Annotated in this window: 4 protein-coding genes; all 4 read right to left on the bottom strand. The window is 58.0% G+C overall.

The genetic code is table 11. The features are described from left to right. Window positions 1-702 (bottom strand): head fiber protein (locus DXA66_RS11045; RefSeq protein ID WP_243089094.1); only part of this gene is annotated, 702 nt, incomplete at its 3' end. Further along, window positions 702-1319 carry a hypothetical protein gene (locus DXA66_RS11040; RefSeq protein WP_118528927.1) on the bottom strand — a complete coding sequence of 206 codons (618 nt, stop codon included), beginning with the start codon at window positions 1317-1319 and terminating at the stop codon, window positions 702-704. The genes DXA66_RS11040 and DXA66_RS11045, both read right to left, overlap by 1 nt. Before the next feature lie 14 nt (window positions 1320-1333). Further along, window positions 1334-2458, bottom strand: coding sequence for a hypothetical protein (locus DXA66_RS11035; protein WP_118528925.1), 1125 nt, complete (start codon window positions 2456-2458; stop codon window positions 1334-1336). A 146-nt stretch (window positions 2459-2604) separates the two neighbouring features. Continuing rightward, window positions 2605-13416 (bottom strand): hypothetical protein, encoded by a 10812-nt coding sequence (locus DXA66_RS11030; RefSeq protein ID WP_118528923.1) that lies wholly within the window; start codon window positions 13414-13416, stop codon window positions 2605-2607. Window positions 13417-13419: the final 3 nt, after the last annotated feature.

The raw sequence follows: 13419 nt of genomic DNA, 5'->3' as shown, positions 1-13419 counted from the left end.
CTGCTCCCATGTGCCGCCAAACAGGGCGGCAGGGCTGGTGGAGTTGGTGCTCTGGTAGATGCTGCCGACCGGATACGCCGCTAAAGCATCGGCGCTCAGCTTTCCGTCCGCAGTGACCTTCAGACCGCTGCCAACCTTCACGCCGCCCAGTGCGGTGGTGGTGGCGGCGGTGAGAGTGTATTTCTGAGCATCGGCGCTCAGCTTTCCGTCCGCAGCGACCTTCAGACCGCTGCCAACCTTCACACCGCCAAGCGTGGTGGTGGTGGCGGCGGGGAGAGTGTATTTCTTTCCCGGCAATACCACAGATCCAACTGCCACAAGAATATCTCCTTTCACTTTGTAGTAATATGCTTTCAGCGCTGCTGTCGGCACGGCCCTTGCGATCAGCGTCAACGTGTCCGTGCTGCTCTGCGTCTCAACAAGATCTTCTTCCTTTGCGCCCAGCTCGTGCGGGTCAATGAGCACATTCACCGTGTCCCCGTCTGTCAGTCCGGGAATGTCCATATTCAGCCGGTAGTTTCCGCTGCTGTCCTTTTCCCATCCCTCTGAAGGTATGGTGATCTCATGCAGCGGCACACTGTCCGCCTTGCCCTCGTCCAAAGCCTTTGCCGCATCTGCGCACGCCGTGGCGATCTCTGCCAGCTCTTTCTGTACGCAGACCGCAGTTTTTCGCAGTCCCGCCAGAATGCTCAGCACGCCCATTACGCGCCTCCTCCGTAGATCTCTTTCAGCATGGCATCCACTTCTTCATCCGTCGCCAGCACAAGGCCTGCCAGCTTGTTCTTTTCCTCCGTGGTAAAGTCGTTGGTAGATAGCCCCTTGCCGGTCTCTTTCTTCACATAGCCGGTCAGGTCTACTTCCCAGCCGCCCACCTTTTCCAGTACACCGTCGATCACCATGTACTCATCGTACTTATCCGCATCCTTGCCGGTGCCCTTGGGCACCATGTAAATGTACTGCGCCGCATCCGCAGCGCTCGTGCTGATTGCTGCTGCAGATGCCACCACCTTGCGCTTCAGGTGGTCTGCCGCCGCCACCGCCTTGGCAACGGTATCCGACACCTGCGTGCTGGTCTGGTAGCCGCTGTCGTTATTCAGCTGGCTGGTCTTGGTGGGAACAGTAATGTTCACACTCTTGTCTGCGCCAATGGCCTGTGCCGTGCCGTTCACCTTGATGCTCTCGATCTTGTTGGCCTGCCCGCCAGCCGCTTCCAGATCCGCCACCCTCTGGGTAAGGGCTTTGGCTTTTTCGTTCTGTTTTACCGCCACCTTGTACAGGTGTTTCAGCTTCGCGGCATGGTCTTCGTTGTAGTCTGCCATCTTTTTTTCTCCTGTCAGTTCTCATCCAGTTCCTTCATCATGGCTTCAAACTCTTCGTCCGTCGCCAGATCCAGCGTGCTGATGTCCGCCGCTGTGCCGTAGATCACCGTCTGCACCTTTATGCTTTTGGTCGGCTTTTCTTTCGCATAGAACACTACGCTTCCGTCCCGTGTCTCGCAGAAGTACGCCATCTGCGCTGCTTCGGCTGCGTCACCGCTTTCCGGCAGTACCGTGCCGGAGGGCAAAAACAGTTCCCGGCTCATTTCCAGTGCCGCCTCGTTTTTCAGCGGGTGATCTCCCCGGCCGGAATCCACCCACCCTTCCGGCTGCAGTTCCAATACAAAGCTGCCCAGCACGCCGTTGCTGTCCTGCAGCTGCAGGGTCTCCGTGCTTCCATCTCCGCGGGTCAGCACCAGCGTGCGGCCCTGAGCAGCGGCTTTTTTCAGGTATCCGGCGCTCTTTTGCGGCACAGCGCGCACATCTTCAGCTCCCAGCACCACATTGCCGCCCTTGCCGTTCACACTTACCACCGGGCCATCTTCGGGCGGCGCAAAATTCTCGGCACGGTCTGCAGCCCGCTGCGCCCGCTCCGCATCGCCCTGGGCGCTGCCCGCCGCTTCCTGTGCCATTTTTGCCGCCTTTGCCGCGTCCAATCCGGCTGTCGCTGCAATGTCTGCGTCCTGCTTTGCTGCTGCGGCCGCGTTCCGCGCTTCCTTTGCGCTTTCCTGTGCCTCGGTCGCATATCTCAGCACCCGCGCCACAAAAAGCTCGTACTGCGTCGGGCTGATCTCTGCATCGCCGTCTGTGTTCAGTGTTTCATAACAGTCATACCGGGCCGGTCGGGTCAGCGCCCGGTATCCGTCCTCACCCAGAGCAAGCAGCATCCAGCTTCCGCAGGGACTGGCGGTAAATTCCTTACCCACCGCTGCGCTGTGCTCCTCGTCCAGCAGGATCGGTGTCGGCAGTGTGCCGTCCTGCCGCTGGATGTGCAGCGTCACGGCACATCCGGCCCACTCCTGCGGCAGCTCAAACTTCAGCCTTTCCACATTGGCGCTGCTCTGCCCGCCCAGATGCAGCACCCGCATCTCCGGGCCAAACTCCACACCGCCAAAGTTTTTCCGAATAATTTTTACCCGCATCCCGCTGCCTCCTTCCGTCCTTCTCAGCCTATCACACAAAAGTCCGTAATAACACTGCGGACTTTTTTCAAACTTTTCCATTTCAAAAGAACCACATATACAAATCCCCCGGTGTGAAATCATCACGCCGGGGGATTTTTCTTTTCTTACCTCACTTCCGCATACGGGTCCGGTTCCGGTTCCTTCTCTGCTTCCTTTTCGGCCTCCTCCACCCACTGGGCAAAGTTTTTCTCTGTGTACAACTCTTTGCCGTCCGCGTCCTTGAGCGCCAACAGCATTTCTTCCATCTGCTGCCGGTCTGCATCACTGCCCGCAAGGTATTCCGGCTTTGCCGTCTCAGTGATCTTGCTTTTAAGTGTCGTCGCGCTCTTGCCCGCCTTCGCCAGCCTGTCATATTCTTCCTGCACAGCACCTGCGTCCCAACTGTCCACAGCTTCCACAAGGTCATCTGTCACGCTGGCGTTGTCGCCCTTCAGTTGCTTTTCGGCCAGCTGGTTCACCGCGCCGGTCACGCAGTCCACCACATCCCCGCGCTTTCCCTTTGGCAGGCCCAGCACATTGCTCAGCTGTTCGATCATCTCTCTTTCCAGCTCGTACCGCTTCTGGTCATTTCCTGCATTCTGCTCTTCAGCAGCCTGCCACACCCGCGCGTCGTACTTTACAAGGCGGCTCTTCAGCTGGCTGTACATCTTGTTTTCCTCAATGGTTCCCGCTTCTACCATGGCGTTCAGCTTCTCCACTGCGGCCTTTGCTTCGTCGCTGTCGCCGCCAGCATAGGCGTTGTACAGCCGGTCATACTGGCCGGTGGCGCTTTGCGGCACAGAATTAAAGCTGAACTGTCCTCCGTGCGCAAGATTTTCAAGGTCACCATAGTAGCCCTTTACCGCTTCTACGATCTTCCGTCCATTGCCGTAGGGTACACCCGCCACTTCAAAGCTGTCCTCCAGCAGCGTCATGCTGCGCTGCATCAGCTTATTGTGGTGCTTTTGCAGCTGTTCTTCGTCCATTTCACTGGTGTCTTTCCGGAACTCCGCAAAAAACTTCTGCACATCTCCGGCCAGATCATTCACCACGCTGATGCTTGCTGCACTCAGCACGTCGTAATCCTTACCGTTCACAGCATTGTCGATCAGACTGTATAACTCACTTCCGTACAAAAAGTTTCCCGCAAAACTTTCTGTGTACAGGCTTGCAAACCGTTTCCACATGCTCTTCACGGTCACATCGCCGTTTTTGTCCTGCTCCCGGTCCCACCGGTGCAAAAGGAAATCTGCGCCAATCTTCATGATCGCAAACACCGCCGTCTGTGCCGCCTGGCTCACAACAGCCCGGTTTCGCTGTGTTTTTGCCCTCTGCAATTCTGCTTTGTTTTCATCGCTCTGGTTCTGCCGGTAGCGTTCCGCCTGTGCCCTGTAATCGCCAATGGCATCCGCCAGAATGCCGTAGTTCTGGAAACGTTGGGTGGTGAACATGGTCAGCTGCTTCAGCAGTTCGTTAGGGTTGCGCTGAATGCCCGCCCGCTGCATCACGGTGTAGTTGGGCTGTGTCTGCTCGATCACTTTCTGATAGGTGCGGTTCACCGCTTCCCAATAGGCCGGGCTGCCTGTCGCCTCCGCGCCTTCAAACTCGGCCGTGTGGTGCTGCACGTATCGCTTGCTGCCTTCCCACAGGGCTGCCACCGTCACTTCGTCCATCCCGTTGATCCAGCCGGTCAGCCAGTTTGGCAGCTTGTCCATGCCCTTTTCCGCCAATGTTTCCTGCTTGCCAATGCTGGCAAGCTCGCCGTTCTGGCTGCCGCGCTTGCGCCAGTCCAGCAGCACGTCTCCGTGCTCTTTGATCTCCGTTTCCAGCGCTGTCCGCGCTTTGGGCGAAAGGTTCTTCACAAAGGGTACCACTGCCGCCATGGTGTCGCCGCCCAGTACGGCCGCTGCTGTGGGCAGGCTTGCCGCCTGAGCAATGGCAACGCCCGGGTTCAGCGTCAGCACTGCGCCTGCATAGTTCCCGCGCAGGTTTCCCAGTACTTTGTTAAAGGTGCTGGGCCGCTTGCGCTGGGTAGTCTGCAGGTCGGTCAGCAGGTCATCGATGTAGCTCACCGCATCCTTGCCCCACTGTTCCTTGATGATGCCGTTCTTCAGGTTTGCAAGCCCTTCCCGCGTCTCCACGCCGCTGTTCAGGATCTTCTGCACGTCCCGGATGGGCGCGGCCAGGCCCGCATACGCCGCCGTGTCCCGCAGGCTGCGCTGCACCACATTTGCGCATTCTTCCAGCAAAATGGGCTGTCCGCTCTTCACGCGGTTCTTCAGGAAACCGCGTCCCTCAATGGTCGCGTCCAGATTCAGGCCGTCGATTTGGGTTGCCAGCACCGATTTATCCACCGCAATGGGGTAGTAGTTTTTCACGGTTGCCCGCTGGTAGCCCACCAGCTGCAGGCTCGTCTCGTTGATGAGTTTCGCGGTGTAGTTGTCGAAGAACTCCTTCATGTCCGCGCACCATGCCCGGTCATAGTCAGTCATGGCCGCTTCCACCGTCTGCAGGATGCTATCCGCTGTCGGGGTCCCGTCCGCATCCGTCAGCATTCCCAGATGTACGGTCTGTCCCTTCTGGTAAGCCTGCTCAATGTCACCTTTGTTGTACAGCTTTGCATCCGGAATCACAAGTCCGCCGTTCATCAGGTGGTTCAGGCTGTCGGTGTTGTGCAGGTGCATGTACAAACTACACAGCTGTGCATGGGTCAGTTCGGCTTTCTTTCCCTTCACATCGGTCAGGCCCACGTCCACAAGGTCTGCGCCCGGGCCTGCAAAGTTCTGCATTTCCTTCACGTGTTCTTTTCCGGTCACGTTGGCAAACAGCTTTTCGCCTTCCACGGTGATCTTCGTCTGCCGGTACTGGCCGTCGTTCAGCATTTGGGCCATCTTTTCCATCTGGCCGTTCTTCGCGTAGCCGCCCAGCATACGGAACACCCGCTCCGCGCCCAACATATCCAACTGATACTTTGTCAGCAGATTGTGCACGCCGTCCAGCTTTCCGCCGGGGTGGTTGCCCTTGCTGGCATTCACCTCGCTGGCTGCGCCTTCTGCGATTGCGCTCACTTCTTCAGCCTTTGCAAGACTCACCGTCTTGTTTGCATTGCGGATCACATGCAGCGTCGAGCTGGTAATAGCCTTCAGCATCCGCATCTGATCCACCGTCATGGGCAGATAGGTGCGGTTCTCCGTCTCCTTGATACGTTTGCGCAGCCGTTCCTGCAGTGCCCATGCTTTCTCGCTGTCCGGTAAAACTTCTGCCTCGGCCAGCTGCTCGTGCAGTTTGGTCAGCTTTGCGTCCTTTGTCGTCTGCAGGTCGTCCCGCAGTGTCTGTATCAGGGTATCCACGCCGGTCTGCTTCCATTCTTCGGTCATGGCGTTGGGGCTGTTCTCGCTGCCCGCACTCTGCCGGATCCGGTCCTGCAGCCTCGTCAGCTGGTTCACGGCCCGTTCGTTCAGAATGGTCATGTCCGCCAGCTTTGCCGCCTGTGCTGCCGCATCGATCAGCCCCGGCTGTACATACTTGTCCTTGCTGGGCCGCAGCAGCATCTGGTTCAGCTGTGCCGCGTTCTGCCGGATGCTGCGTTTCAGCTCATCCATCTTCCGTGCATCCCGCGCCCGTTGCACTCGCTTTTCCGCTACTGCCTTCGCAACGGCAATATCTTCGTCCCGCTGCTGTCGGGCTGTTTCAATGGCAAGGGCATTCCGCTGCGCCTGTTTCTGCTCCCATGCGGCCCGCTTACGTTCGTTATCCGCCTCCCATTCCATGATCTCATTTTCCTGCACGATCAGGCTGTATTCCGCCTTGTCCGCGCGCCGCTGCTCTTCCCGTAGCCGCATACTCAGATCTGCATTTTCCTCCCGCAGTTCTCCCATGCGTTCCCGATACCACAGCTTTGCTTCATCCAGCATTTCCTGCCGCTCGGCCTTCAGGCGTTTCACTTCCTGCTTCATTTCCCGCTCATAGCTTTCCCGCAGCACTGTCAGCTTTTCGTTCAGGTTGCCCACATTGGAAACATCCACACCAAAGGTTTCAAGGTTCTGGTCCAGCAGCTTTTCCGCTCTTGCGTTCTGCCGCTGCAGTTCGGTCATCTGCTGTACTTCGGCGTTCTGGTTTGCAGTGCGCCGGTTTTCCTGCATTCTGCGGCCAAACTCCCGCTGCTGTGCTTTCTGTACGCCGCGCAGTTCCTTTTCCACCTCTGCAGCACGTTCTTTGCTGCCTGCTGCGGCTCTTGCCACATCCATATTGTGTCGCTGGATGCCCTCAAAGATAGCCTGCGCGTCAGTCATCTCCGGTGTCGCCATAATGTCACCGATGATCCGGCCCGCCAGTTCGATCTTTGCATCCTCATACTCTGCATCGTCTGCAAACCGGCTCATAGTCGCAGGCTTGATGGCATCGTGCAGGTTCATCAGCACATTCAGCCACTCGGTGCTTTCCATGCTCATTGCACCATCCACACCCGCCTGCTGCGCTGCAGCTTTCCACAATGCCTTTGCACCGTCGCTGGTGCCGTCCACAGCGCGGTTGTCGTTGATCACGCTTTCGTACTGCTGTGCCGGGTTGCCGTCCCGCACGCTTTCGGCCTGCCGCAAGGTCACGCCGTGCCTGCGCGCTTCGGCCACTGCTTCACTCCAGCTGCCGTATGCTTTCACCAGTTCTGCCTTTGCCTGTCCGCTTCTGTTCACGGTATATTCCAGCTTGTGCAGTTCCGGGTATTCGTCCCACAGCTCACTGTTGCGGTAAACTGCCCCGTCCAGAATTTCTCCCGCCAGCGTTTCGGCCAGCGCATTGGCTTTTTCCATGTCCGCACCGTCGGCTTTCAGGTAGTCCACCAGTACCTCGGTCTCCCTCGCAAGCTTGGCCCGGTCCGCCTTACTGCCGTTCGCCTTTGCCCAGCGGCTGGCCAGTCCTTCAATGGCTGTCCGGCTCACCTTCACACCCCGTGTCAGCCCAAAGAACTGGCTCAAGGTGTCCAGTGCTGCAGCCTTGTCCGCAATGGTGCGGCTTGCCATCTGCTGGTCGTTCCGCTTCGCGTCACGGCTGGCCTGCTCTGCCAGCTGGAAACGCACATTCGGCACCTCATTCAGCAATTTCGTACGTCCTGCGTCGTCTCCTGCTTTGTACAATTCAACCTGCACACCTGCATTCTTCAGCTTTGCGATCAGGCTTTTGCTTGCATTGTCTGGCAGAATCGCTGCCCGCACCTCATCAAAGCCGACTGCCCGCTGCGGCTTGGCTTCAAAGTACCCTGTCGGGATCTGGGCTACGTCGTTATAAAGGTTCAGGATCACCTGTGCGGTGTCCTTGCTGATGCTGTATCCTTCTTTTGCAAATGCTTTCGCAATCGCTGTGCTCGTTCGCTTGCCCTGCGCCGCCCGCAAAAGAACGTCACCAATGATCTCCCGTTCCTCGTAGCTGCTGCTTGTATGTGGTGTAGTCTCCCGCCGCAGTCGGGCCACCACATCTTCGATCTGGCTGTCTGCTTTTTCCAGCAAAGCCTTGTATTCTTCCTCCGGTATCTGCTGCAGCCGGTCTTTGTCCGCCCGCACATCTTCCAGTGTTTCATATTCTGCCGTTGCTGTGCTCATCAGGGTGTTGGCCGAAAGCCCCCATGCGCCTTTTCCGCGTGCATCCTCCTGATTCATGGCGTTCACAAGGTTTTCCAGTGTGTAGGGGTTGTGCAGTTGAGCGAAACTGCGCCGGTTTCCGTTACGGGTAAAAAGTTCCTTACCATTGTAAATGCCTTTCTTTCCAAGAATTTTTTCTATCTTGGGCAGCAGCCATTTTTCCACGTCTGCATCTGGCGCTTTTTCCTGCAGGGTCTGCCGCATGGCATCCGTGTCCTGCACCATTTTTCCGCCCGTATCTTCCGTTGTTGCATACTCATAGGCATTTTCCAGCCGGACACGCAACATTGGTGCTATCAGCTTTGCTGCCTTCTTTTCGGCCTTTTCCGCATCCCAGCCCAGTTCCTGCATGGCCCAGTTCTTTTCTGCGCTCCGCACTTCTTCCAGCACCGCATTGGCCATGTCATGGTTTCCATTCGCCCTGTCCGTCTCGATGATCTCCCGCAGGTTCTCCTTACCGCCAACAGCTTCCATCACCTTCTCGTATCGGCTGATCTGCGATTCCGTGAACCTCTGCTCCTGTTTCATCACAACATCCACGTTTTCGCCCCGGTCCGCCAGATACGCCGCCTTTGCAGCATCGTTATGGGCAAGCTGTTCAGCCAGCTGTTGCGGGCTTTTGTCAGAGGCTTCCATGTCCAGTGTTCCGCTCAGCACGTTTCTCCGGGCAAATTCCCCCTCTGCGGTCTGTTGGCTCAGCTGTGCAAGATAGGTGTTCAGTTCTCTTGCCTTATCCGCTTTCACCTCATATTCCACGTTCGGCCTTGTCGGTGTCCATGCGTCCGAGCCGTAAATACGGTTTGCGCTGTTGGCCATAGGGTCAATGGTATCGCTGCCGAACACCAGCGAGATCGGGCCGTACTTTGTGTGGCCTTCCTGCGCTTTCACCACCGCAATGGACGGCGACGGCATACCGCCCAGTTCCAGTGCTTCCTGCAGGTTCTGTTCGGTCAGGTTGTGCACGGCCACAAGGTCTTTCTGTGTGTCAACTTCCACCGGTGCTGCCAGCTGCAGGCGGATATTTTTCTTCAACGTCCCGTCATTTCCCTTGTTTTCAGCGGTTTCCTGTGCTATACTTGTATCAGCAGGAAAGCTCGGGCGTTCACCGCCCTCCTCGGTTTTGAGTACCGTGTCAGCGCTTTCCTGCTTTTGTTTTATGTGTCCGGTATCGTCCAGCACCAGCAAACTGCCATCCGACCCGCAAACTTCGTGAACATAGAATTTGTTTCCCTGTTTCGTGCTGCGGTACTCATTTACAATTACCGCTTCGTAGATCCTTGTGCCATCTACCATAACTGGTGCCACAAAGGTATATGTGTTATATTCCCGACCTTTCCAGTTCTCCACAAAACCAACTTGTTCACCGTATCGGATAACATCTGGTATAGCCGCAGCAGCGATCTGTTTTACCGGGCCATTCCCATGCTGCACGGTCGCCTTTGCGCCTTTACGGGTCAGTTCTACGGTACCAAATCCAGCACGTTCTACCTTGCTACCAACCGATTCAAAGAATCTCACAATGTTTTCGGCATTTTCTTTGTTGGTCGCTCCGTACGCGATCTCCTTTCCGGTAATTTCAGCCGCAGGATGCATCTGTTCTAATTGGTCAAGGTTGTGGTTCAGTTGTTCTTCCAGCGTTTCTTCGCCTTCCTGCAACTTGAATCGTGCCCCTTCCGCCGCGCCCTTGTTCTCAAGGGCTGCGGCGTTTTCTTTTGCGGCGCGCAGGCTGTCCATAGCCCTCTCCGCATGGGCAAAGTATTCGTCCTGCAGCACCCGCTTTTCTGCCGCCGCAAGGCACTGTGCTTTCAGGGCGGCTTTGTTCTCCGGGTCTCTTGCCAGCACTTCCTTTGCGCGGCTCACGATGTCGCTCAAAAGCTCCTTCACCTTGGTCATCACCTTGTGGATGCCGCCTGCCTTGCCTGCGTTCTTTTCAGCCTGCCCGCGCTGGAACTCCACCCAGCGCTTAAAGCTCGCTTCATCGCTGAAGATGCCGCGCCATGCGTCCGCCACAAGTTCTTCTGCGGCTTCCTCGTAACTCAGCCCCTGCCGTGCATAGTCGGAAAGCTTCCCCCGGATCATCTCGTCAATGCTTTCAAAGCCCTCGCTCTTTGCCAGAAATTCCAGTGCATGCTGCTGCAGTGCCTGCGCACCCTCTGCATCCAGTGAGTTGTACCAGTGGTAGTCCTCGTGCAAGATCGTACCAAACACATCCTCGGCCCGGTCGCTGAAGAAAATGCGCGCCGTCTCGGTGTCCACATAAGCCCTCACCCGGTCGCTGCCCTGCAGTACCGTTTTCAGCACCGCATCGGTGTTCGTGGCCTTCGCATTCAGCTCGATCAGCTGCGTGCCCGCCTCGTTTGCCGTGCGCATCGTTCCCTTATACAGCACCCGGCCGCTGCCGCTGGTGCTTTCCGCCGTTAGCCTTCCGCCAAGGCTTGCGCGCTGCATCTTTCCGGCTTCCAGTTCTCCGTGTCCCTGCAGCCATGCCAGCTGCAGCGCTTCCCGTCCGCCGTCCTGTGCCAGCACGTAATCGGTGTTCACAGCAAGGCCGCTCATGCCCTGCGCCAGCTCCATAGCCTTGTCAAAGGTGTGCACATCCTCCATCTGTCCCAGCCGGTACAGGCTGCTGGCCGCAGCCGCATACCGCCCGGCATCTCCAATTTCTGTCGGCATGTTCCTGCTGATGGTCGCACTTGCCCCATCCGATACCTGCCATCGGGTCAGCTCCTGCTGCACCTCCCGCTGCTTTGTGGTCAGGCTCTGCTGTTCAAGGCCGTAAGTTTCCCGCATCCCGCCAGACTGTTCTGCCAGGCTGCTTTCCACCCTTTCCCCGGTGTTCTCCACGGCAGCTCCGCTCCGGCCCAGCTCACTTTCCGTCTGTGCCTGCTGCGCAGATCTGTCAGCTTCCATTTTTTCTACAATTGCGGCCGTATTTTGTGCTTCAACTGTCGCATTTTCGGTAGCTACGGCCGGGGCCTGTGCTGCCCGCTGCTGTGTTGTCATTTCCCGCAATACCTGCCGGGTCTTTGCTGCCGTTTCCGGCAGCTCAATACCGTATTCTTCCGCAAAGGCAGCGCGGTTCGCTTCATTGGCCGCATTCGGTGTAAATAGGTTGATGGTCTTGCTCGTAAGCTGCCCATCCTGCACAGCTGCGGCAAGCTGCTGCACAGCCGGGTTTTCGCTCTGTACCATCGGCGCAGTATCCTGCATGGTCGCAAATCCGCTTGTCGTCCCCGTCACTTCTGGCTGCACCGTTTCCTGTGTAGCAGCCGCAGGTTGTCGGGTGCCTGCCGCAGCTTCTTCCGGTGTCTGCTGCATCGCCGTTCCCGGCTCCTGTGCCCGCACTTCGTCCTGCAATGCCTGCCGTGCCCGTTCCACCTGTCCTTCGTAGTATGCCCGCTTCACATTACCCACAATGCTGGCATCGCCGCCGTTCGCCTTTGCAAGCCCTGTGCCCACAGCACCGCCCAAGGCACCGGATGCACCGCCCGCCAGGCCGCTTTCCAGCGCCGTTAAAAAGGTGTCGCTTTTAAACAGGTCTGCCGCCGCTTCGCTGTCGCCCAGCGTCGCATCAATAGCCTTGTCTGCATAGGTCTCCACAAAGGCCTGCATGGCATTGTCCATGCCGCCGGAGATGGCATTTGCCACCGCCGGGTACTGCTGCGCCAGCGTGCCGTCCGCCGTCACGCTGCGCACCATGTCCGCCAGTTTGCCCGCCAGCGTATCCTTTGCGTAGTCTGCGCCCATGGTCTTTGCAAGGTCAGCTGCGCCCACACTGTTGATGGCCCAGCCCGCGCCAAATTTTGCAAGGCCCCCGGCCAGCGTCTTGCCTGCGCTCTCGCCTTTTTCAATGCTCTGGCCCATGGCTTCCGCACCGCCCTGCGCACTCAGCACCGGCAGTACCCATGCCGGGTCAATAGCCGCCACCGCAAGGTTCTCGCCCGCACTGCTCACAATGCCCAGCGCCTGCTTTGCAATGGGGCTAAGGCCCGCCTGTGCAGCTGCGGTCAGATCCTGCCCGCGCTTGTACAGCTGGTAACCAAAGCTCTTCTCTGGGTCTACGCTGTCATGCACTTCCGTTCCGGCAATGCGCGCCCGCATGTTGTCGATCTCCTGCTGCGTGTAACCTTTCTCGATCAGCTCTGCATCCGTGTAGGCATCGCTCTGCGTTGTTTGTGCCGCCGGGGCACTGGCCATTGCACCGCTGCTCTGTGCCAGCTGCAGCGTGTTGTCCCGTGCTGCATACCGTGTCTTTCCGCCGGTCATCAGGCGCAGCAGCTCCTGCTGCCGGTCGTCGCTCTGTACATCCTGCTGCAGCTGCTTCCAGTTTCCACTGGTCGCTGCTGCATTCTTTGCGCTCTGTACGCCGGTCTCACCCGCCAGAAAAACCGAGGATGCCACCGTGTCTCCAATACCGCCAATGGTATTGGCCGCGCGCCGCGCTGCACGCTTTCCTGCAGGCAGGGCATCAAAGTCGGCAATGTACTGCCGCGCTTCGCTGATTTCCTTGCGGCTGTATCCCTTTGCCAGCAGTTCCGCATCGGTGTAGTCCCGCCTGCCCGCACTCTTTTCCGGCACTGCTGCTCTGGCTGCAGCACCGCTCACGCTCTGGGGCTGCATGGCGTTGTTTTTCTCGGCATAGCTTTGCCCGCCGGTGCCAATGCGCATCAGCGTCACAAGCTCCCGGTGCTTCGGGTCAGCGTCCATCCACTGGTTCAGCCGGTCAAAGTCTCTAAGATCGTCCGTCGCTTTCAGGTCTTCCGTGTACTGCCTCACCTTCTGCGCAGTCTGTGCATACCAGCCTTCATCTCCGCTGGCAATGCCTGCAATGCGCTGGCGCTCAGTGGGCTGCACCGTTCCCGTCACCTTTGCCGCCGGGGCTGCAGCGCTCTTCGCGTTCAGCCATTCCGGCTGCGCAGTGCTGCTGCGTGTACCTGTACCGCTGTCGGTCACAATGCCGCTTTTGCCCGGATATGCCTGTGTTTTGCCTGTTTCCTGCGGCACTGCCAGCTGCAGCTTGTGGCTGCTGTCCGCGCCCGTCATCTGCGCCAGCACCCGTGCGCCAAGACCCGTGCCGGTGTTCTGCCTTGCAGCCGCAGCCGGGCTGGCAGCATTCTGTCCGCTGCTTTTCGCTTCCCAGCTTTCCCGCGCTTTTGCAATGCGTTCCGGTGTCCACTTGTCCGTAGTGTTTGCTTTTCCCGCAGCTGTACCGGTGCTTGCCGTCCGGTTTGTAGCGCGGCTGTTGTTTTTCGCTTCCCAACTTTCTCTGTCTTTTTTCAGTCTTTCCGGTGTCCATTTGCTCATAAC

Source organism: Faecalibacterium sp. OF03-6AC (genome assembly GCF_003478175.1).
Classification (GTDB): domain Bacteria; phylum Bacillota; class Clostridia; order Oscillospirales; family Ruminococcaceae; genus Faecalibacterium; species Faecalibacterium taiwanense.
This window is presented reverse-complemented; position numbering and strand designations above follow the sequence as displayed.